The organism is Geomonas propionica (assembly GCF_016458235.1).
In the GTDB taxonomy this organism is placed as follows: domain Bacteria; phylum Desulfobacterota; class Desulfuromonadia; order Geobacterales; family Geobacteraceae; genus Geomonas; species Geomonas propionica.
This window is the reverse complement of the sequence record NZ_JAEMHK010000004.1, coordinates 103520-124985: the sequence shown is the minus strand read 5'-3', so window position 1 is coordinate 124985 and position 21466 is coordinate 103520. Positions and strand designations below refer to the sequence as shown.

16 protein-coding genes and 1 tRNA gene are annotated in these 21466 nt (G+C 62.0%); 12 read left to right on the top strand and 5 right to left on the bottom strand.

Annotation, left to right across the window (positions count from 1 at the left end; translation table 11 throughout):
- Positions 1 to 4: 4 nt before the first annotated feature.
- Positions 5 to 397, bottom strand: a complete 393-nt coding sequence (locus JFN90_RS07030; protein ID WP_199394404.1) for a PilZ domain-containing protein — start codon at positions 395 to 397, stop codon at positions 5 to 7.
- A gap of 444 nt (positions 398 to 841) precedes the next feature.
- Here JFN90_RS07030 and JFN90_RS07025 point away from each other — a divergent pair, with 444 nt between their 5' ends.
- The 9 genes from JFN90_RS07025 (at position 842) to JFN90_RS06985 (ending at position 16458) form a co-directional block, all read left to right on the top strand.
- The gene (locus tag JFN90_RS07025) at positions 842 to 1219 is read left to right on the top strand and encodes a DUF1294 domain-containing protein (protein WP_199394403.1); all 378 of its coding nucleotides are present in this window, start codon (positions 842 to 844) and stop codon (positions 1217 to 1219) included.
- An 86-nt stretch (positions 1220 to 1305) separates the two neighbouring features.
- Positions 1306 to 2922, top strand: a complete 1617-nt coding sequence (locus JFN90_RS07020; protein WP_328755404.1) for a PAS domain-containing sensor histidine kinase — start codon at positions 1306 to 1308, stop codon at positions 2920 to 2922.
- A 394-nt stretch (positions 2923 to 3316) separates the two neighbouring features.
- Positions 3317 to 4930, top strand: a complete 1614-nt coding sequence (locus JFN90_RS07015) for an ammonia-forming cytochrome c nitrite reductase subunit c552 (protein WP_199394402.1) — start codon at positions 3317 to 3319, stop codon at positions 4928 to 4930.
- 284 nt (positions 4931 to 5214) lie between these two features.
- Positions 5215 to 5823, top strand: a complete 609-nt coding sequence (locus JFN90_RS07010; protein ID WP_199394401.1) for a CheR family methyltransferase — start codon at positions 5215 to 5217, stop codon at positions 5821 to 5823.
- Positions 5824 to 5826: 3 nt separating this feature from the next.
- Positions 5827 to 6423: an MBL fold metallo-hydrolase gene (locus JFN90_RS07005; protein WP_199394400.1), complete on the top strand. Its 597-nt coding sequence runs from the start codon at positions 5827 to 5829 to the stop codon at positions 6421 to 6423.
- Between the two features lie 65 nt (positions 6424 to 6488).
- Complete coding sequence (locus tag JFN90_RS07000) at positions 6489 to 9920, top strand: MCP four helix bundle domain-containing protein (protein ID WP_199394399.1); 3432 nt, start codon at positions 6489 to 6491, stop codon at positions 9918 to 9920.
- Between the two features lie 53 nt (positions 9921 to 9973).
- The gene (locus JFN90_RS06995; protein ID WP_199394398.1) at positions 9974 to 10330 is read left to right on the top strand and encodes an STAS domain-containing protein; all 357 of its coding nucleotides are present in this window, start codon (positions 9974 to 9976) and stop codon (positions 10328 to 10330) included.
- Positions 10327 to 12435 (top strand): chemotaxis protein CheA, encoded by a 2109-nt coding sequence (locus tag JFN90_RS06990; protein ID WP_199394397.1) that lies wholly within the window; start codon positions 10327 to 10329, stop codon positions 12433 to 12435. The genes JFN90_RS06995 and JFN90_RS06990 overlap by 4 nt, the downstream gene beginning before the upstream one ends.
- Positions 12436 to 12594: 159 nt before the next feature.
- On the top strand, positions 12595 to 16458 hold the full coding sequence (locus JFN90_RS06985) for a PocR ligand-binding domain-containing protein (protein ID WP_328755402.1): 3864 nt from the start codon (positions 12595 to 12597) through the stop codon (positions 16456 to 16458).
- An 81-nt stretch (positions 16459 to 16539) separates the two neighbouring features.
- On the opposite strand, the gene JFN90_RS06980 is transcribed toward JFN90_RS06985, so the two are convergent.
- Positions 16540 to 17505, bottom strand: coding sequence for a Tim44 domain-containing protein (locus JFN90_RS06980; RefSeq protein ID WP_199394396.1), 966 nt, complete (start codon positions 17503 to 17505; stop codon positions 16540 to 16542).
- A 26-nt stretch (positions 17506 to 17531) separates the two neighbouring features.
- A complete protein-coding gene (locus JFN90_RS06975) occupies positions 17532 to 17810 on the bottom strand; it encodes a ribbon-helix-helix protein, CopG family (RefSeq protein ID WP_199394395.1) in 279 nt (92 codons plus the stop codon).
- Positions 17811 to 18227: 417 nt separating this feature from the next.
- On the opposite strand from JFN90_RS06975, the gene JFN90_RS06970 reads away from it, so the two are divergent.
- The 3 genes from JFN90_RS06970 (at position 18228) to JFN90_RS06960 (ending at position 19462) form a co-directional block, all read left to right on the top strand.
- Positions 18228 to 18770 (top strand): class I SAM-dependent methyltransferase, encoded by a 543-nt coding sequence (locus tag JFN90_RS06970; protein ID WP_199394394.1) that lies wholly within the window; start codon positions 18228 to 18230, stop codon positions 18768 to 18770.
- Positions 18771 to 18861: 91 nt separating this feature from the next.
- A complete protein-coding gene (locus JFN90_RS06965) occupies positions 18862 to 19239 on the top strand; it encodes a response regulator (protein ID WP_199394393.1) in 378 nt (125 codons plus the stop codon).
- 148 nt (positions 19240 to 19387) lie between these two features.
- Positions 19388 to 19462: transfer RNA gene (locus JFN90_RS06960), tRNA-Gly, on the top strand.
- A gap of 89 nt (positions 19463 to 19551) precedes the next feature.
- Here JFN90_RS06960 and JFN90_RS06955 read toward each other — a convergent pair.
- Both JFN90_RS06955 and JFN90_RS06950 read right to left on the bottom strand, forming a co-directional pair.
- Positions 19552 to 20823, bottom strand: a complete 1272-nt coding sequence (locus JFN90_RS06955) for an Arm DNA-binding domain-containing protein (protein ID WP_199394392.1) — start codon at positions 20821 to 20823, stop codon at positions 19552 to 19554.
- A gap of 85 nt (positions 20824 to 20908) precedes the next feature.
- Positions 20909 to 21184 carry a hypothetical protein gene (locus JFN90_RS06950; RefSeq protein WP_199394391.1) on the bottom strand — a complete coding sequence of 92 codons (276 nt, stop codon included), beginning with the start codon at positions 21182 to 21184 and terminating at the stop codon, positions 20909 to 20911.
- Positions 21185 to 21466: the final 282 nt, after the last annotated feature.

Below are 21466 nucleotides of genomic sequence, written 5' to 3'. Positions count from 1 at the left end.
GGGCTTACGGGGTGTTGCAGTAGTCGGCCAGGTAGCCGCGGATGCGGTCCACCTCGTCCCGGTCCTGGCCGGGTTCTTCCCGCATCAACTCCATCAGGAGGGCTATGCAGCCGCTGCCGTCCACGTCGTGGTCCACGAACTTAACACCGAGCAGTTCGTCGTTGACGTGCACCACCTCGGTCCAGATCTGCAGGGGGGGGCGGAGTGCGGGGTCAGGGTCGAGCTGGATGCGCAACAGACACCCGGTCCCGCCGGCGAGTGCCGCGGCGTGGCCCAGGTGGAGCAGGGCGCCGTTGAACGAGATGTTCTCCAGGACGCCGGTCAGGGACTGGCCGTGGTGCACCAGTTCGACCTTTTTGGAAGAGGGGGCCCGATAATACTGTCGCAGCTCTGTCATAGGGTGCAGACCTTTGGCAAACAGGATGAAGTGATTAGTTTCATCATCGGAGAAAACCTTGCCGCTCTTGAGAACTTTTAGCGGGAAAACCTTTTCACTGGACCGGCAGAACTTCAGTCACGACAATCGCCTGGCCCGTGCGGCGTATTATGCCACGCATTGGCGTTTTTTAGCTATTCAATTTGTCTAATCTCGACTTCAGAGGAAGGCGTTTTCCTTTTCATCGTCAGTTGGGACGGATGAAGAACTCCGGCAATAGTGCTTGAAACTGGTGTTGCCATCTTGTATAAGAAGCGAGGCCCGCCTATCTCTCCAATACCAGGCAGGCTCCCCGTCATTACCCACCTTACCGTCCGCGCACCGACTGCGGACGACGTTTACTACCTGGAACGCGTTTGATTTGACGGCTCTGTCGCGGTGCGGCGGCAGCCTGGAGCACCATCGATGGGATACGCCGAGGCACGAGAGCACCGGAAGCCACCTTCCTACCTTTGGGGTCCCGCCTCTTTGCTGCTGCTTGCCGCGCTGGTCCGGCTGGGGCTTTTCCCGGCGGCGCTTCTTTTCGCCTACCTGCTCGCGAGCCTCCTGGCCTTTCTCCTGTACGCCCTCGACAAGCAGGCCGCGCTACGCGGCATGCGCAGGGTCCGCGAGCGTACCCTGCACCTGGCGGCCCTCTTGGGCGGGTGGCCGGGGGCGGTCCTGGCGCAACGCGCGCTGCACCACAAGACGCAAAAGGGTTCCTTCCTGGTGCTGTTCCGCCTGACCGTCCTTGCCAACTGCGCGGCGCTCGCCCTCTACGGCTGGGCGGGCCCGGGAGCATGAGTGAGCATTTCTTCACCCCTTTCGGGTGCCGGTGCCGGCGCCCCTGCAGTTTTTTATTGTGAAATGAAGGTCCTCGTGGAGGGATAGTGCCAGGCTCAGATCAGCAGGGGATGGAATACGGGATGTTTACCCACCCGGTACAGGGCGAGCATCGGACGCTGTACCAGGAACTGGTGCTGGTGAACCGGACGCTGGAGCAGAAGGTCCAGGAGCTGAACCGCGCCCAGCAGCGGCTCATGGAGTACCGCAAGGTCTTCGAGTGCACCGGGGACTTCATTTACGTCTTCGATCGCGACTACCGTTACCTCATGGCCAACGAGGCCTACCGCGACAGCCGCAAAAGCCTGTTCCCGGACCTGATCGGCCGCACCCTCCCCGAGGTGATCGGGGCCGAGACCTTCGCCCGGATCAAGCCGCAGGTCGACGCCTGCTTCGCCGGCAGCGAGGTGAGCTACGAGGACAGCTACCATTACCTGGACAAAGGAAAACGCGATGTGCTGGTCACCTTCTCCCCGGTCTTCGACGGCGACCGCGTGGAGCGCGTCGCCTGCCTGATCAAGGACGTGAGCGAGCGCAAGCTCCTGGAGGAGCAGCTGCGCCAGTCGCAAAAGATGGAGGCGATCGGCACCCTGGCCGGCGGCATCGCCCACGACTTCAACAACATCCTCACCGTCATCGCCGGCTACGCCTCGCTGATCCAGATCAACGGGGAAGAAAGCGAAGCCGCTGGCATGGCCGGGGAGATACTGCTCTCGGTGGAGCGCGCCGCTGAAATGACCCGGAGCCTCCTGGCCTTCAGCCGCAAGCAGGAGGTGCACCTGGAGACGGTGGACCTGAACCGGCTGGTGGCGGAGCTGCAGAAAAGCCTGTCGCGGCTGATCAGCGAGGATATCGAACTGGTGGTGCGGATAGCGGGCGAAGAGCTTTGCTGTATCGCCGACCGCGGGCAACTGGAGCAGGTGCTGATCAACCTGGCGGTGAACGCGCGCGACGCCATGCCCGGGGGCGGCATCCTCGATATCCGCACCGACACCGCGGAACTGGAGGGGGAGGATCTTCCCGACGGCCGCTACGCCCTGATCACCGTCTCGGACAACGGCACCGGGATGGCGAAGGAGGTGCAGGAACGGGTATTCGAGCCCTTCTTCACCACCAAGGAGGTGGGTAAGGGGACCGGCCTCGGGCTCTCCTCCTGCTACGGCATCATCAAAAAGCACAACGGCGCCCTCTGCATGCAGAGCGAGCCCGGGGCCGGCACCAGCTTCCGGATCTACCTCCCGCTGTCCGGGGAGCGCCCCTGCCGGCAGCGCGAGGAGTGCGAGGAGCGCTTGAGCGCGGGGAGCGGCACGCTGCTCCTGGTCGAGGACGAGGAGACGGTGCGCGACATGACCCGGCTTTTGTTGGAGCGCCACGGCTACCGCGTCATGACCGCCCGCAACGGCCACGAGGCGCTGGAGCTGTACCGGCAGAACCGGGAGCGCGTGCAGGTACTTTTGAGCGACGTGATCATGCCGCGCATGAACGGCCGGGAGCTGTGCGAGCAGGTGCGGCAGTTGGCGCCGGGGCTTCCCGTCATCTTCATGAGCGGTTATCCCGCCGATGTCATGTCCGAGAAGGGGCTCTGTGGCGGCGGCGCCTACCTGCAAAAGCCGGTCAAACCCGAAGATTTGCTGGGGGCGCTGCGGCGCGCCTTAGGCGGCTGATGCGCCCGCCTTCCCGCCGCGCCCGGCGGCGGGAAGGCGCCCGTCCCCGCCGACCTTCCACATATACAGTCATTGCCTGTCCCCGCCTCAGTCATATCAGCTCCTTGCATAGCACAATTTAACGGCTACACTCATAGCGTTTCAATTTTACTCATCCTGTTCCGATCAGGGATAAGGGATGCCTTCCTTTTGCAACATGGGGCAGATCTCTCTGTCAGGGCTACTGCTCATTGCCAATAATATTGCTACCATCTGATACTGTGAGCGCTGCAATCTGAACAAATTTGACTTCCGTCAAATCTTTTCCCGAGTGTTTCGTGCATGAATGTGGCGCGTTTTGAATCTGCAATCGGCGCTTTTTGCCGGAATTTATCAACCACTGGAGGAGGAAACGATGCTCAAGAAGAACCTGGCTGTAACTGCGGCGATCGCCGGTGCGATCACGCTCTTGTCCATCCCCGCCCTGACGACGGCGGCCAAAAGCAAGCCGGTGCAGGTCGCCAACGACGGCAGGGCCAAGTGCTACGACTGTCATGACGAGGTGAAGGCGCTCAAGGAGGGCTCCAAGCACGCCAAGCTATCCTGCAAGGTGTGCCACGACAAGCTGGACGCGCACATGAGCGACCCGGAGAAGAACAAGCCGGTCACCGTCATCGACCAGGCGCTGTGCGGCAAATGTCACAAGGCGCAGTACGACAGCTTCTTCGAGGTGAACTATGAGGCCGCGGCCAGGAAGGAGAAGGGGACCCCGACCGGGCGCTCGCCGATGCAGGACAAGCTTCTGGCCGGCCACGGCTTCACCATCGAGCACGACGAGCCGCGCGGCCATGCCTTCATGGTCATCGACCAGTTCGCTGTGGACCGCTTCCAGGGGGGGCGCTTCCAGTTCAAGAAAGGGTGGCAGGGCGTGACCTCCACCGGCAAGACCTGGGACGTATTGACCGACACCGGCAAGAAGCTCCCGGAAACCGCCATGGCGGGCAACCCGACCTGCATCCAGTGCAAGACCTCCGACCACCTGTTGAAGTGGAAGTTCATGGGTGACAAGGATCCCAAGGCGAAGTGGGACCGCACCTCCAACATCGTCGACGTGGCCAAGGACACCAACAATCCGCTCGGCTGCGTGCACTGCCACGACCCGCACGGCACCCAGCCGCGCGTGGTGCGCGACGCGCTGATCCAGGCCATCGAGAAGGACCCCAAGGGGAACATCTTCGCCAAGAACGGCGCCACCGACCTGAAGGTGATCGACTTCCGGGGCTTCAGGAAGATCGGCATCATGCAAAAGACCGACTCCAGGATGATGTGCGCCCAGTGCCACGTGGAGTACAACTGCAACGCGGGGACCCAGTGGAGCGACGGCAAGCCGGTGAAGTACGAAGACCTGCGCACCAACCACTTCCCGCTCAAGAACTCGCTGCAGCTTTTGAAGCACTACCAGGACCTCGACTTCTTCGACTTCAAGCACGCCATCACCGGCGCGCGCCTGATCAAGTTCCAGCACCCCGAAACCGAGACCTACGCGGGGAGCGTACACGACAAGGCAGGTGTGCAGTGCCACCAGTGCCACATGCCCCAGAAGAAGGACAAAAACGGCAAGAAGTTCTCCTCGCACGGCGTGATCCGTCCCAAGAACCACGTCAAGGAGGCGTGCCTGGGCTGCCATCCCAAAGACAGCGTGGCCAAGAAGAGCTACGAGATCGACGCGGCGCAGAACTACGTCAAGGGCAAGATGCGCAAGGCCGAGTACTGGCTGGGGCAGCTGATCGACACCTACGCCGCGGCACAGCGCATGGGGGTCGCCCCGACCGTCCTGGACACGGCGCGCGCCAAGCATGAAGAGGCGCACGTCTTGTGGGAATACTGGACCGCCGAGAACTCCGACGGCTTCCACAACCCCGACCTCGCCCGCGAGTCCCTGACCGGCTCCATCGCCGCCTCCAAGGCGGGTGTCAAGCTTCTCAACGACGCCATGACCGTGGCGAAGAAGGACGAGCCCAAGAAATAGCGGCGACTGCAACCGCCGCGTAACCGGAAAGCCCCGCCTCCACAAGGAGACGGGGCTTTTTTTATTGGCTGATCCTGTCCAGGCACAGTCATTGGGCTCTTTATCTCAGTCACGGCGGAGGGGGGCACTGACAAAACGGGGTCATTTAGGTGAATTAAAATAATATAATCCAGTTAACGTAAACGCCTATTCAAGGAATTGAGGTGAGGCTCCGATAAACCTTGTCATGGGAGGTTTGGCAGCAAGCGCTTCGCTAACCTCTACACCCCTGTCAGGAGAGTGCCATGGCCTTCACCTTCTTCATGCGGGATCAGCCCACCCTTGAATACGCTGCCGACCACATGATCGGCTACGCGATGGGGAGAAGCCGCATCAAGATCTGGGACGCCGGCTGCGCCCTGGGGCAGGAAACCTACACCCTGGCCATGATCTTCGCCCAGAAGATGAATTCCTTCGGCTTCAAGAACCTTCGCATCGACGCCACCGACTACGACAGCGCCAACAACTTCGGCGACGTGGTCAGGGCCGCCACCTACCCCTACGAGGAACTGCAGCGTACCCCCGCGGAACTCTTCGACAAGTATTTCGAGCCGGCGGAACAACCGGGGCAGCACCGGGTGGTGCAGCTTTTGCGCGACCGGGTCAATTTCCAGTACCACGACCTCCTCACCCTGAAGGCGCCCGGGGGCGACTACTGCCTGGTGGTCTGCAAGAACGTGCTGCTTCATTTCCAGTACCAGGAGCGGGTCGAGGTCTTCAAGATGTTCCACCAAGCCCTGGCACCGGGCGGCTACCTCGCCACCGAAAACACCCAGAAACTGCCGGCCGAGGTGGCGCACCTGTTCGAGCAGGTGGTGCCTGACGCGCAGCTGTTCAAGAAAGTGGGAGGGTAGCCGGTGAAGATCGTGCCCCTGAGGAAAAATTCCGCGACCTACAGTTGCAACTCCTATCTCATCCTCGGGGACTGGAACCGGATCGAGGACGTCAACACCCTCGTCGACCCGGGGGTGGACGGCTTCATCCTGGACCAGATACGGGAGCTCTCGACGGGATTCGGCAAGGAGCCGGTGCAGCAGGTGGTGCTGACCCACAACCACTTCGACCACAGCGCCGGCGTCGCCGCGGTGAAGGAGGCCTTCGGCTGCAGGGTCTTCGCCTACGGCGACGGCCCCTTTGTGGACGAGACGCTGCACGACCGGCAGTTCTTGAAGGCGGGGGACGACTATCTCGAAGTGCTGCACACCCCGGGGCATTCCGGCGACTCCATCTGCCTGTACGCTCCCTCGCTGCAGGCGCTTTTCAGCGGCGACACCCAGGTAAAGGTGATTGCGGCGGGAGGAAGCTACTGCTGCGAATACGTCGATGGCCTGAAACGGCTGGCCGCGATGAAGATCCAGAGCATCTATTCCGGGCACGACCAGCCGGTAGTGAAGGGTGCGCGCCAGATGCTGCTGCAGAGCCTGGAATACGTGCTGGGGTCGCAAACGATTTGATTTTGGCAGCTTACCTGGACTGGACGGGATAACGCTTCAATAACGCAGGGCACAAGGAGGAAGGCATGAAGTGGTTCTATGATTTGAAGCTGGGGGCAAAGCTGATGACGGGTTTCATCGCGATAGCCGTCATCGCCGGGGCGATCGGATACTTCGGTATCCGGGAGATCCACAACATCGAGGCTGCCGACAGCAAGCTGTACGAGAAGATCACCATACCGATCGCGCACCTGCAGGACGTTTCCACCACCTTCCAGCGCATCCGCGTCAACCTCAGGGACCTGCTCACGGCGAAAACGCCGCAAGAGGAGCAGGCCAAGGTGGAGCGGATCAAGATGCTGCGCGGCGAGATGGACAAGGCCGCCGGCGAGTTCGAGAAGACCATCCTGACCGACGAAGGGCGCAAGCTCTACCAGGAGTTCAAGCAGGCCCGCGCCGGCTACGAACCGATCATCGACCAGATCGTCCGGCTGGCGCTTGCCAACCGCGACAACGAGGCCACCGCACTCATGACCGGCGACGGCGCCAAATTCTCCAGGATGGAGCAGGACGCCATCGACAAGCTGGTCGACGCCAAGCTGAAGCAGGCGAAGCTCACCGCCGACGGCAACGCCGAACTGGCCACATCGGCCACCAAGATCATGCTGGTGCTGATCGTGGTCGGCATGGCGCTCGCCATCGGGCTCGGGCTCTTCATCACCAGGATCGTGCAGCGCCAGCTGGGGGCCGATCCCAAGGAAGTGGGCGAGGTCGCCAACCGCGTGGCTGCGGGTGACATGAGCGTCGCCATCGACCTGAACGGGAAGCACGGTGATTCGGTCATGGCCGCCATGCAGAAGATGGTGGATTCCATCAAGGCGCTGGTCTCCGACGCCGCCATGCTCTCCGACGCGGCCATCGCAGGGAAGCTCGCCACCCGCGCCGACGCCTCCAAGCACCAGGGGGACTTCCAGAAGGTGGTGGCCGGCGTGAACGACACCCTGGACGCGGTAATCGGTCCCCTGAACGTGGCGGCCGAGTACGTGGACCGGATCTCCAAGGGGGACGTCCCGCCGAAGATCACGGACAGCTACAACGGCGACTTCAACGAAATCAAGAACAACCTGAACGTCTGCATCGACGCGGTGAACGCCCTGGTGTCCGACGCCGACATGCTGGTACAGGCTGCGGTGGCCGGCAGGCTCGCCACCCGCGCCGACGCGACCAAGCACCAGGGGGATTTCAGGAAGATCGTCTCGGGCGTGAACGACACCCTCGACGCGGTGATCGGCCCCCTGAACGTGGCCGCCGAGTACGTGGACCGGATCTCCAAGGGGGACATCCCGCCGAGGATCACCGACAGCTACAACGGCGACTTCAACGAGATCAAGAACAACCTGAACGTCTGCATCGAAACCCTCGACGCGCTCATCGCGGACATGAACAACATGTCGACTCAGCACGACCTGGGCGACATCGACGTCCAGATCGCCGCGGACAACTACCAGGGCGTCTACCGCCAGATGGCGGCGGGCGTGAACAACATGGTGAACGGCCATATCTCGGTGAAGAAGAAGGCCATGGCCTGCCTCGCCGAGTTCGGCCGCGGCAACTTCGAGGCGGAACTGGAGAAGTTCCCGGGCAAGAAGGCGTTCATCAACGACACCATCGAGCAGGTGCGCGCGAACCTGAAAGCGCTCATCGCCGACGCCGACATGCTGGTGCAGGCGGCGGTGGCCGGCAAGCTCGCCACCCGCGCCGACGCGACCAAACACGAGGGGGACTTCAGAAAGATCGTCGCCGGCGTGAACGAGACGCTGGACGCGGTGATAGGTCCCCTGAACGTGGCGGCGGAGTACGTGGACCGCATCTCCAAGGGGGACATCCCGCCGAGGATCACCGACAACTACAACGGCGACTTCAACGAGATAAAGCTGAACCTCAACAACTGCATCGACATCATGAACAACCTCCTCGTCGAGGCGAACAAGGTGGTGCAGGCGGCGGCCGACGGGCAGCTTGACCAGCGCGCCAACGCCGACCTCTTCATCGGCGGCTGGAAGGAACTGGTGCTCGGGGTGAACAACATCGTCACCAACATCGTGAACCCGCTCATGGTGACGGCCGACTACGTGGACAAGGTCGCCAAGGGGGTCATCCCGCCGGCCATCGTCACCGAGTACAAGGGGCAGTACAACATCATCAAGGACAACCTGAACGCCGTGGTCAAGATGATGAACGAACTGCTGGCGCAGACCGACGTCATTATCAGGGCGGCGGCCGACGGCGAACTGGACAAGCGCGCCGACGCCTCCCTGTTCGTGGGGGGGTGGAACAAGCTGGTTGCGGGCGTGAACGACACCGTGACCAACATCGTGAACCCGCTCATGGTCACCGCCGACCACGTGGACCGCATCGCCAAGGGGGACATGCCCCCGGCCATCGCGACCGAGTACAAGGGGCAGTACAACCTGATCAAGACCAACCTGAACATGCTGATCGAGGCGATCAACAAGATCACCGACGCGGCCAAGGAGGTCTCCAACGGCAACCTGATGGTCTCCCTGAAGGAGAGGAGCCCGCAGGACGAGCTGATCCACGCGCTCTCCAACATGGTGGGCAAGATCACCGAGGTGGTGACCGAGGTGAAGGGGGCTGCGGACAACGTGGCCAGCGGCAGCGTCCAGCTCTCCGCCAACGCTCAGTCGATGTCGCAGGGCGCCTCGCAGCAGGCGGCGGCGGCCGAAGAGGCATCCTCCTCCATGGAGGAGATGAGCGCCAACATCAGGCAGAACGCGGACAACGCACAGCAGACCGAGAAGATTGCGGTCAAATCCGCCGACGACGCCAAGGAAGGGGGCAAGGCGGTTGCAGAGACGGTGCAGGCGATGAAGGACATCGCCGGCAAGATCTCCATCATCGAGGAGATCGCGCGCCAGACCAACATGCTGGCCCTGAACGCGGCCATCGAGGCGGCCCGCGCCGGCGAGCACGGCAAGGGCTTCGCGGTGGTCGCTTCCGAGGTGAGAAAGCTCGCCGAGCGGAGCCAGGTCGCCGCGGGCGAGATCTCGGAGCTCTCCGTGTCGAGCGTCGAGGTTGCCGAGCGGGCCGGGGAGATGCTTTCCGCCATCCTGCCGGACATCCAGAAGACCGCCGAGCTGGTGCAGGAGATCAACGCCTCCAGCAAGGAGCAGGATACCGGGGCGCAGCAGATCAACAAGGCGATCCAGCAGCTCGACCAGGTGATCCAGCAAAACGCCTCGGCCAGCGAGGAAATGGCATCGACCGCAGAGGAACTTTCCTCGCAGTCGGAGCAGCTGCAGTCGACCATCTCCTTCTTCAGGGTGGACATGGCGGCCGGCGAGCGCCATGCGGCGCCCAAGCAGCTCACCAAGTCGGTGGCGAGAGGCGAGGTGAAGCAGGTGAAGCAGAGGCCGGCGACGCAGACCAAGAAGGCCATGGGGCATGACCTCGTGCTGGCCGACATGGACGGCGACAGCGACTTCGAGAGGTTCTAACCACGACGTGCCGGGCGGCTCTCTGTGCCGCCCGGCCTTGCAACGAGGCGGGCATGGAAGCGGCACAAGTGAAGATCTCCAAGAAGAAAGACCGCACGCTGGTCTCCTTCACGGGTGAGATGACCATAGGGAACGTGGGCGAGCTCAGGAAACGGCTCTTGCAGGCGTTCGCGGGGGGGAAGCCGGTGGAGCTTAGCCTCGCCGGGCTGACCGAGGTCGATGTGACCGGGCTGCAGCTTTTGTGCAGCTGCCACAGGACCTCGGTGCAGCAGGGGATCCCCTGCACGGTTACCGGCGGCAGCGAGGTGCTTGCCGCCATAGCCGAGGAGGCGGGGATGCCCAGGCACAAGGGGTGCGCAGTTGACGTCGATGGCAGCTGCATCTGGCGGATAGAAACGGAGACGATATGAGCGACGCTTTTGCCCAGGCATTCAAGGACGAGGCCAGGGAGCTACTGGCGGATCTGGAAGAGGCGCTGCTCGAGATGGAGGATAACCCCGCCGATCTCGGCCTCGTCGGCAAGGTCTTCCGGACCATGCACACCATCAAGGGGTCGGGGGCCATGTTCGGTTTCGAGGACATCGCCTCCTTCACCCACAACGTGGAGACGGTGTACGACCTGGTGCGCAACGGCGAGCTTTCGGTCAGCAAGGAGCTGGTCAACCTGAGCCTCGCTGCCCGGGACCGTATCCTCGCCATGCTGGAGGCCTCGGAGAGCGGCCTCCCCGCCGACGCGGGGAGAAACGACGAGGTCATCAAGGGGTTCCGCGCCCTGGTGCCGGCCGCCAAGGAAGCCGCCAAGTCGGGAGCGCCGGACGCGCCGGAGCCGGAAGCCGCGGCGCCGGCGCAGGTGGTGACCTACCGGATCCGGTTCAAGCCCGAGCCCGGCATTTTCGCAAGCGGCGTGAACCCGTTGAGCCTCTTGCGCGAGCTGCAGGATCTCGGCCCCTGCCATGTCGTGGCCAACACCTGCGACATGCAGCCCCTGGACGCGCTCGACCCGGAGCTCTGCTACCTGTTCTGGGACGTCATCTTGAGCACCAGCGCGGGCAGGGACGCCATCGACGATGTCTTCATCTTCGTCGTGGACTCCTGCGAACTGAGCATCACGGTCATCGACGACGGCAGCAGCGACGAGGCCGGGGGCGGCTACAAAAAGCTGGGCGAGATCCTGATGGAGCGCGGCGACCTGACGCAGCAGCAGATGGATGAGCTGCTGGGGAAACAGAAGAAGTTCGGCGAGCTGGCCCTGGAGGCGGGACTCGTCAACGCGGCCACCATCACTTCGGCGCTAATGGAGCAGCAGCGCGTCAAGGAGATCCGGCAGGAGCGGCAGGTGCAGAGCCAGGGGCAGGAAGCCGCCTCAAGCATCCGGGTCAGCGCCGACAAACTGGACCTCCTGGTGAACCTGGTCGGGGAACTGGTCACGGTGCAGGCGCGCCTGAGCCTGGTGGCCCAGGAGCTGAAACGCCACGGCGAGCTGGTCTCGGTGGCCGAGGAGGTGGAGCGGCTCACCAACGATCTGCGGGACAACGCACTCGACATCAGGATGCTCCCCATCGGCGCCACCTTCTCCAAGTTCAAGCGGCTGGTCCGTGACCTCTCCGCGGAGCTTGGCAAGGAGATCGAACTGACTACCGAAGGGGCCGAGACCGAACTCGACAAGACGGTGATCGAGAAGCTGAACGATCCCCTGGTGCACATCATCCGCAACAGCATCGACCACGGCGTGGAGACCCCGGAAGAGCGCCTGGCCAAGGGCAAGTCCCGAAGCGGCAACATCCACCTGGCGGCGGTGCACTCCGGCGACAGCGTGCTGATCACCATTCGCGATGACGGCGCCGGTCTGAACGTGGACGCCATCAGGGCGAAGGCCCTGGAGCGAAAGATCATCCCGCAGGGGGCGGAACTCTCCGACCGCGAGATCTGGCAGCTCATCTTCGCCCCCGGCTTCTCCACCGCGAGCAAGGTGACCAGCGTGTCGGGGCGCGGCGTCGGCATGGACGTGGTCAAGCAGGCCATCGAGGGGCTGCGCGGCAGTATCGACGTGAAGAGCGAGCCGGGCCGGGGCACCTGCATCACGCTGAAGATACCGCTCACGCTCGCCATCATCGAGAGCCTCCTGGTGCAGATCGGCAAGGACCGCTTCGTGATGCCCCTGGCCATGGTGGACGAGTGCATCCTGCTCACCGAGAAGGAGATCGAACAGGGGCACGGCCGCGACCTGCTCCTCGTGCGCGAGAAGCTGGTTCCGTACGTCCCGCTCCGGAAGATGTTCCGCATCGAGGGGAAGGCCCCCGCGATCCAGCAGGTGGTCATCTGCCAGCTGGAAGGGAAACGGGTGGGACTCGTGGTGGACTGGGTAATCGGCGAGCACCAGACCGTGATCAAGTCCCTGGGGCGGATGTACCAGCAGGTCGAGGGGATGTCCGGCGCCACCATCCTGGGCGACGGCTCGGTGGCCCTCATCCTCGATATCCCGGCGATCTTCAACGCGGCCGAAGGGAAACCCTGACGCTGCCGTGGCCGTCGCTCCCGGCCCCGTGGCTTTTGAGCTTGGAGCAGCCGTTTTTGAGGTGTACGATGCCCATTGTTTCGAACCGCTCCCCCGGTGAAGGGAGGGGGGACGGGAAGGCAGACCCGTCTCCCTGCGACTGGTTTATCCGGAGTTTGTGTGCATCGCGTTAGCCGCCGCCTTTTCATCCTCCTTGCCGCGTGCCTCCTCGGCATGCTCGGCATCCACATCACCCCTGTCGCCGCCCAGCAGACGGTGCGGATCGGCGCGTTCAATTTCTACCCCGGCATCTTCCAGGCGAAAGACGGCAGCATCCAGGGCTTCTACGTCGACACCCTCGCCGAAATCGCGCGCCGAGAGGGGTGGCGCGTCGAGTACGTCTACGGCGACTGGGCCGACGGCATCTCCCGCGTCAAAAACGGGGAGGTCGATCTCATCACCAGCGTGGCCTGGACCAGCGAGCGCGCCCAGTTCCTCGATTACGGCAAGGTGCCGCTACTTACCGTCTGGGGGGAGCTCTACGTCCCGCGCAACTCCAACCTGAACAGCATCAAGGAGGTCGAGGGGAAACGGGTCGCCGTGATGAAGCGCGACTTCAACGGTGCGAGCTTCCGCAACATGGTGCAGAAATTCGGCATCAACTGCCGCTTCGTGGAATACGGCAACTTCGAGGAGATCTTCCAGGCGGTGGTCGCCGGCAAGGTCGACGCCGGCGTGGTGAACAACACCTTCGGCGCTGCCAAGCAGTACCAGTACGGCCTGGTCTCTTCCGGCATCATCTTCAACCCCTTCGACATCTTCCTCGCCTCCGGGAAGGGGAGCAACGCGCAACTGCTCGCCACCCTGGACCGTTACCTGGCAAGCTGGCGCGGCACCGAAGGCTCTCCCTATCATAAAGCGCTGGACCGCTGGTCCCACGGGGATGCCGCTTCCCTGCACGTGGTCCCCCCCTGGCTGGCTCCCACCCTGATCGGCCTAGTCATTTTCCTGGCCGGCGCCGGCATCTTCATCATCCTGCTCCGCCTCCAGGTGGGCAAGAAGACCACCGAGGTGGTCCGGCAGGCGGCGGACCGGAAGATGATCGAGGAGACCCTTTTTTTCATCAACGAGTCCGGCGCCAAGCAGCGCGGCGACGAACTTCTCTACGGCATCAACCGTTACCTCGCCAACACCCTCGACGTCGACTTCGCCTTCGTCGCCCAACTCCACCCGGATGGGCGCTCGGCCCAAACCCGCGGCTTCTACGACCGGTCGGGCGGCGGCAAGGACGTGAGCTACCGCCTGGCCGGCACTCCGTGCGAAACGGTGGTGGGGAAGAGCTTCTGCATCTATCCGGAGGGGGCGACCGGCTTGTTCCCCGGAGACGACTTGTTGAGGGACATGGCGGTGCAAGGTTACGCGGCGGTGCCGCTTTGGGACGCCCAGGGCAAAGGGACTGGCCTGCTCGGTATCATGAGCCGCTCGCCGCTGCAAAACCGCGCCCTGATCGAGACACTGCTCAGCATCGCCAGCTCCCGTACCGCGCAGGAGCTGGAGGCGATGAATCATCTCGAGGTATTGAACCTCAAGAAGTTCGCCATGGACAACATGAAGGACGCCGGGTACTGGATCCGTCGCGACGGCAGTATCAGCGAGGTGAACGGGGCGGCTACCGCGATGCTGGGATATTCCGAGGTCGAGTTCCGGTCCATGTGCATCGGCGACCTGCGCCCGGGGTGCGACGAGGAGCTGTGGCGGGAAACCTGGGAGTCGCTCAAGCGGCATGGGAGCCTCCAGTTCGAGGCGACGCACCTGGCCCGGGACGGCCGGCTGGTGCCAGTGGAGGTTACCGCCAACTACTTCAGCTACGCGGGGACCGGGTACGACTACGCTGTGGTGCGCGACATCACCGAGCGGAAGCGGATGGAAGAGGCGCTGGAGCATCGGCTGGCCGTGCTGACCGAGCCGATTGTGCACATCGACGCCATCACCATGGAGGACCTTTTCGACCTGGACGAGCTGCAGGCGATCCAGGACTCCTTCGCTGAGGCGATTGGCGTGGCCTCCATCATCACCGACGCCGAGGGGCGCCCTGTCACCCGCCCCAGTAACTTCAGCTCCCTGTGCCGCGATATGGTCAGAAAGAGCGAGCGCGGTCTCGCCAACTGCATCGCGTCCGACGCTAAGCTGGGGCAGGCAGCGCAGGTCGGCCTTCGGATGCAGCGCTGCCTGAGCGCCGGACTTTGGGACGGCTGCGCCACCATCAGCGTCGGGGGGCATCATGTCGGCAACTGGCTGGTGGGGCAGGTGCTGGACGAGGACGCCGACCTGGAACAGATGGCGGCCTATGCCGACCAGATAGGCGCCGACCGCAGCGCCTACCGCGAGGCGCTCTCCCGCGTGAAGCGGATGTCCCGGGACCAGTTCGGCAAGGTCTGCGACGCGCTCGACCAGATCGCCACCCAGCTCTCCCGCATGGCCGTGCAGAACGTGCAGCAGGCGCAGCATATCTCCGAGAGGAAGCGCTCCGAAGAGCTGCTGCTCGAGTACCTCAAGGTGATCGAATGCTCCCGGGATCTCATCTGCGTGCTGGACCGCGACTACCGCTACCGCATGGCCAACGGGGCTTTCCTGCGCTACCGCAACCTCACCACGGAACAGGTGGTGGGGCGGACCGTGCCCGAAGTCGTCGGTGAGGAGCATTTCGCCCAGATCAAGCACCACCTGGACGCCTGCCTGGCCGGGCAGTCGGTGCGCTTCGAGATGGAACAAGCCTTCCCGGAACGCGGCATGCGTGCGGTGACGGTGACCTACACCCCGGTCGAGGATCAGGGAGGTAACACCAGGATCGCCTGCGTGATCAGCGACCAGACCGAGAAGAAACACCTCGAGGAGCAGCTCAGGCAGTCCCAGAAGATGGAGGCGATCGGGCACCTGGCCGGCGGCATCGCCCATGATTTCAACAACATCCTGACCGTCATCGTGGGGTACGGCAACTTCCTCGGCATGGACGACTCGCTCGGTACCCACCAGCACGAGCAGGTGGACCAGATCATCGCGGCCGCCGAGCGCGGCTCCCAGCTCACCGGTGGGCTGCTCACCTTCAGCCGCAAGCAGGTCATCAACCCGCGTCCCCAGGACCTGAACCTGCTCGTGGGGCAGGTGCAAAAGTTCCTGCTGCGCATCATCGGGGAGGACGTCGATCTGCAGTTCATCCCCGCGCAGGAGCCGCTGGTTGTCTTCGCGGACGGAAGCCAGCTGGAGCAGGTCCTGATGAACCTGGCCACCAACGCCCGCGACGCCATGCCCGACGGCGGCACCCTGACCATCGAGACCTGCTGGCAGCAGGTGGACGAAGCCTACGCCCGGTCCCAGGGGTACGGCGCGCCGGGGCGCTACGCCTGCGTCATCGTCTCCGACTCCGGCAGCGGTATGGACCGGGGCACCCGCGAGAGGATCTTCGAACCCTTCTTCTCCACCAAGGCGGTGGGCAAGGGGACCGGCCTCGGCATGTCCATAGTCTATGGCATCGTCAAGCAGCACAAGGGGTTCATCAACGTCTACAGCGAGCCGGGGGAGGGGACCACCTTCAAGATCTACCTTCCCGAGGCCTCCACCGCAGCCGGCACGCTTGCCGCGGATCCCGATCCGGCCGCACCGGCGCCCGGGACCGAGACGATCCTCGTGGCCGAGGACGACGCCAGCGTCAGGGGGCTGGTCGAGTCGCTGCTGAAGAAGTACGGCTACCAGGTCGTGCTGGCGGTAGACGGCGGCGACTGCGTACAGAAGTTCCTGGAATACCGCGGCAAGATCGACCTGATCCTGATGGACGTGATCATGCCGGGTAAAAACGGCAGGGAAGCCTTCGACGAGATCAGGAGGATCGATCCCGCCGCCAAGGTGCTCTACTCCAGCGGCTATACCGCCGACTTCATGAAAACCCGCGGCGTTTTCGACGACAGCGTCGACCTGATCATGAAGCCGGTGCAGCCGATGACGCTGCTGCACAAGGTCCGGGAGGTGCTGGATAGAAGGGCAGGTTAAGGTTAAGGTAGGCACGAAAAAAGGGCACCCTGATCAATGGGGTGCCCTTCTTTTTATCGTGAGGTTATCTCGACCTCAACCTTAACCTTGTTTTTGGTTTATGGCCGCCAGGCGCCAGCCGTTGTTGCCCACCGGCCTGGTGAAGGTCCAGTACTCCTCGAACTTCACCGGCTCGCTCTTGCTCCCCTCGATCACGGCGCCGCGCTCGTCGGTGGTGTAGTCGAGCAGGTTGGCGTAGATGAGGGTGGTGAGGTAATCCTGACCCGCCTCCTGCCACACCTCGGCAAGCTCAACGCTGCGCACCGCGATGTTCTCCAACCGGTTCACCCGCCCCTCGCGCAAGAGGCGCTCGACGTCCTCGCGGAAGACCCCCTGCATCTCCGGGGTCAAAAGCGGCGAGAGCGCCTGCAGGTCGCGGTTCATCCACCCTCCCTGGATCCTGAAGAAATTGTCCATGACCAGGTCCTTGAAGCGGGCCTCGTCGAAGCCCGGGTCCATCTGGCGCAGGTGCGACAGCCCGGTCTGGACGTCGTTGCCCGACGGCTCCTCGACGCGGTAGGAAGCCGGGATGCTCTGCTGCTGGTAGCTGCCGTACCCCTCGGAGCCGTAGCCGGTCGAGACGCTCTGCAGCGGGGTCTCGCTGCGACGCCTACGCACCATGCGGTAGATCATGTAGCCGATCCCCGCCAGCAGGATGATCTCGAAGAGTCCGATGCCACTGCCGCCGAAGCCCATCCCGCCCGCGCCGGCGAGCCCCCTGAAGAGCATGCCGCCCAGAAGGCCGCCCGCGATGCCGCCGGCCATGCTGCGCAGGAAGCCGCCACCAGCCGGCTGCTGCATCTGCGGTTGCTGCATCGAGGGGGTCGGCTGCTGGTACGGGGTGGACTGGCGGTACGTGGTCCCCGGGGTCGAGTAGCTGCGGGAGCCGCGGCTGCCGATGGAGCGCCCGCCGGCGGCGCGGGCATGTGCGCTTGTTTCCATCACCGTGGCGCTCAGCATGAGGACTGCGGCGAAGAGTGCGAAACATTTTGCGAGATTGCGTTTCATGTAGTTTCTCCTGTGTGGTGGTTGGTTCAGTTGCCGGCCAGTTGCAGCGGCTGCATGGGGATCTTTCCGGTCGATCCGCCGCGGATGCGCCCATTGCGCATCCCCTTGGCGAGCCAGAAGCCGATCGCCTCGCGCACCAGGTCCGATACGTTGAGCGAGGTCGCCCTGGTGAGCCGCTCCAGGAGGCGCTTCTCCTGGTCGCTCACTCTGAGCGATACCACGTTCTTCAGTACCGGCTCCCTGGTTTCCTTTTTCTTTCTCGCCGATTTTCTCTTCACCGGGGTCATGTATTGTTTCTGTTCCATGTTTTCCTCTCTTTCCGGGTGGTTACACGTTGCAAAAGGGCGCCGTCACAGCACGGCGGCGCCTGTGACGGTAAAAAAAAAGACCTTTACCCGGGGCGACTGCTCGCTACAGGTAAAGGTCTTGCTGTTAGATGAATTATCCTCGGGTCCGGGTGTTGCCACCGTCTTGACGAACCAGAAGTCGGCCATTTCTCCGGCCGATAGCTACTCCCCTTTACAGGGCATGATAATAATAACGCCCCCGCCTGCTGTCAACCCATTTTTACAAAAAATCGTAAACGGCGCCGACGCCAGAAATTAAATTGGAACCGGTTAATCTTTTGCCGGATTGTTATACAATTGTCCGGGTGCAAAACCCCACATCCGGCCGCGCCTGCGCGACAGCGACAGCAGCGGCAACAAGCCCGGGGGGACGACATGATCAGACCAGCCAACAGCGTGATCCGCTATGCGGGCTTTTTCAGGCTCGCCAAGGTGCAAAGGGTGCTCGACTACGGCACCGGATTGTTGCGCAACGCGCTTTATCTCACCGAAGAGGGCTTCGAGGTTTACGCCGCCGATGTCCCGGAACAGGTCAAGACCCTGGCGGCCCATCCCCAGGCCTCGAGGTTGGCGGGATTGTTGACGGTCGGGGATCTGGCCGAGGCGGGGCTTTGCGTGGACCTGGTGCTTTGCACCTTCGTCTTCAACATACTGGCCACGAAGACCCTGAAAAAGCAGTACCTGGAGAACGTGGTTGCCAACCTGCGCCCTGGAGGTTTGTTCCTGGTGGAGGTCAACAGCAGGCACGACGACACGGTCTGTGGATCGGTGCTGCAACACTATTACAGCTGTGACGGCAACGCGAAGAGTTACAGCCATGACGAACTGGACAGGCAGTTGGCGCCCTTTGGTTTCCAGCGCATTTGCCATTATTACAGCAGTCATGCACTGGCAGCGCTGTATCGACTTACTGAATGAAAAAAAATGAAACAGCATTTTTGACTTTTAACGATAAAAAAAGTATAAGAGGGTGCTAAATAGAGAACCGAGATCGCGTGCGGAGGTCTGCATGGCTTTGAAGGACGTGAAAATACTGATTGTCGATGACGAGATTTTTTTCCGCCAGGTGTTGCGTGCCGTGCTGGAGAAGATCGGTTTCACGGTGGTCGGTGAGGCAGGCGACGGTGCCGAGGCCCTGGAGCGCTACCGCGCCCTGCGCCCGCACATCGTCATCATGGACATTTACATGCCGGACATGAACGGCATCGACGCCACCAAAAACCTGCTCGCCTTCGACCCCAATGCGCGGGTGCTGATGGCCAGCGCCTCCGATTTCGACAGCGATACCCAGGCCGCTCTCGACGCAGGAGCGAAGGGCATCCTGATGAAGCCCTTCGTCCCCAAGGAGATCTACGAAATGATCAGGAAACTGCTCACCGGCAAGTAGAGGATACCGCGAAGCGGCCATGAGAGCAGATCCGCGAAAGACACCGACGCGGCGATCTTTTCCCCTTCCATTAAAAAAATTACCAGCCCGGGCAGATTTTTGGGTTGACTGCTCAAACGGGTTTTGCTATAAAACGGATCTCTGCTGAGCGGGAATAACTCAGTGGTAGAGTGCAACCTTGCCAAGGTTGAAGTCGCGGGTTCGAACCCCGTTTCCCGCTCCATTTATCTACATAGAATCCTTACTGATTCTCCGAAATACGCCCCGACTTTCGCTAAAGCTTTCGCTTTTCAAGGTCGGGGCATTGTGTTACTACCCCACGAAGTCCTCACCAAAGAAGGCCAGGATTTCTTCCCGGTCTTGCTCAAGCTTCTCGACATAATTGCCGTACACCTCGTAAACCATCTGCTTGCTTGCGTGTCCCATGAGTTGGTAAAGCCGCAGTGGCTTCATGTCGATGATCAGACTCCAGGCGGCAAAGGTGTGGCGCAGGCAGTACGGCACCCGGTGTCTGACGCCGGCGGCTTTTTCCGCTTTCACCCACGCTTTGTAGAACCCACCGGCAGTGAGGAATTTTCCTGATTTGCTGGTGGCTAGACGCCGCCCCCCCGTCGTTCTTTGATGAAGGACGTTCAGCCGCTCCTGGATGGCACGGGTGATCCTAATGTCCCGCCTGCGGAAGGCCGTCTTGTTGCCAATCTTCTCTACCCCCCTCGATACCGAGCGCCTCACCAGAATGTACCCCTCTTTCAGGTGCTGGCGGGTGAGGCCTGCCATTTCGGAGGCGATCATGCCGGTGAGGATCATGAGTTCCGCGACCGGTTGATACCAGGGATCGAGTTTTTCCAGGATCAGCTGGAACTCTCCGTACCTCAATGGGTCCCGGTCGTTCCTGATCAGCTCGGTCTCGCCGCTCTCGATGATCTCGAACTCACCCCCGCTGCTCTTCGCTGGAAAGGCTTCGTGGATTTTTTCGAAGGGATCGGGGAGATCCCAGCGATGTTCGTCGCATGCATCCCGCCAGATGGCTCTCAATGGGTGGCATATGTTGTCCACCCTCTGGCGCGAGAGGGGCTGCCCCTTCTTTTTGCCGCGCAGATGGCAGAGTTGCTTCACGAACGACTTCACGACGGTTCTGTTGATCTGGAAAAAGGTCATCCCCCTGAAAAAGGGGATGATCTGCGACTCGATAGAGCATTTGTAGTCGGTCTTTTTCGGTTCCTGGTACTCCGTCCAAACGGTTGAGTACCAACGCGCTAGGTACTTATCGAATAGGACGTGTTGCGGCTTTGCAGTTACCGTCGTGCCTTCCAGTCGCGAAAAGAGTTCCAGTTTTTCGGGTGTTGCGTTCGGAAAAGCTTCCCCGAAACGGAATGAACCGTCCCGCATCTTGTCCATCTGCCGGTCCAGCCAGTACCGGGCCTTCCGCAGGTTTTCGGGGGTGTTCTTGAGGCCGCTGGAAATCTCTACCCTTTGGCCGAGATAGTAAAAGTCGAAGTATAGCCGCCTTGACCCTTTCTTTTCGACGATATTACCGTCGCCCCACTGTGCTTCTACCGCTGTTACCGCAGATTTTCTTGCCATGTACTACTCCTTTTGTCCACCTCCTTTCTGCTGGTCTTGAGTCCAGCGCAACAGTACCAGAAGGCTATGACAACTGCAACGGCGATTAATAATCCCAATCCGGTCCGGCGTTTTGGGCCGATACTCTTTCTTGCCTGGCAACATATCCGCTTTGTTGTGCGATACGCTGTGCATTGGCGGCAAGTTCCGCTGGCAGCCCTTCGCGCCAGAGGAAGTAAAGCTTTCGGCGTATCTTCAAGAAGTGTTTGCCCTCAAGAAGAATCCCAGCCTGCTGCCAGTTGTACCTTGTTGATTTTTTGATGTGCATCCGTTCCTCGAACTCTGTTTGTGTGATTAGTGAGACATGTTCCTGTGCGGCCATGGGCGATTCCTCCACGCGAGATAGTGGTGCTGTATGAGGGATGCCTATGCGGGCAGATAAAATTGGACAGTTTGCAGGGATGGGGCCGGGAGTGCGCAAAAAAGAAAGCCGTTGTCAACGGCGCGAGGCGGCGAGGACAACGGCTTTTCTGAGATATTAATCACGAATAGAAGGTTCGGCACGCTGATGAGGAAATCAGGACTGTGTCTGTATCGGTCTGAATTGCTTCAACGCAGTGCGTGCCCGTCGGAGACCATATTCTGATTGCCTTAATGCCAGCGG

What these genes read in the sequence shown, in the direction of transcription:
- JFN90_RS06990 (WP_199394397.1), top strand. Translation starts at nt 10,327, where the DNA reads ATGAGCGACGCTTTTGCCCAGGCATTCAAGGACGAGGCCAGGGAGCTA.
- JFN90_RS06950 (WP_199394391.1), bottom strand. Translation starts at nt 21,184, where the DNA reads ATGGCCGCACAGGAACATGTCTCACTAATCACACAAACAGAGTTCGAG.
- JFN90_RS07030 (WP_199394404.1), bottom strand. Translation starts at nt 397, where the DNA reads ATGACAGAGCTGCGACAGTATTATCGGGCCCCCTCTTCCAAAAAGGTC.
- JFN90_RS06965 (WP_199394393.1), top strand. Translation starts at nt 18,862, where the DNA reads ATGGCTTTGAAGGACGTGAAAATACTGATTGTCGATGACGAGATTTTT.
- JFN90_RS07025 (WP_199394403.1), top strand. Translation starts at nt 842, where the DNA reads ATGGGATACGCCGAGGCACGAGAGCACCGGAAGCCACCTTCCTACCTT.
- JFN90_RS07010 (WP_199394401.1), top strand. Translation starts at nt 5,215, where the DNA reads ATGGCCTTCACCTTCTTCATGCGGGATCAGCCCACCCTTGAATACGCT.
- JFN90_RS07015 (WP_199394402.1), top strand. Translation starts at nt 3,317, where the DNA reads ATGCTCAAGAAGAACCTGGCTGTAACTGCGGCGATCGCCGGTGCGATC.
- JFN90_RS07000 (WP_199394399.1), top strand. Translation starts at nt 6,489, where the DNA reads ATGAAGTGGTTCTATGATTTGAAGCTGGGGGCAAAGCTGATGACGGGT.
- JFN90_RS06980 (WP_199394396.1), bottom strand. Translation starts at nt 17,505, where the DNA reads ATGAAACGCAATCTCGCAAAATGTTTCGCACTCTTCGCCGCAGTCCTC.
- JFN90_RS06970 (WP_199394394.1), top strand. Translation starts at nt 18,228, where the DNA reads ATGATCAGACCAGCCAACAGCGTGATCCGCTATGCGGGCTTTTTCAGG.
- JFN90_RS06975 (WP_199394395.1), bottom strand. Translation starts at nt 17,810, where the DNA reads ATGGAACAGAAACAATACATGACCCCGGTGAAGAGAAAATCGGCGAGA.
- JFN90_RS06995 (WP_199394398.1), top strand. Translation starts at nt 9,974, where the DNA reads ATGGAAGCGGCACAAGTGAAGATCTCCAAGAAGAAAGACCGCACGCTG.
- JFN90_RS06955 (WP_199394392.1), bottom strand. Translation starts at nt 20,823, where the DNA reads ATGGCAAGAAAATCTGCGGTAACAGCGGTAGAAGCACAGTGGGGCGAC.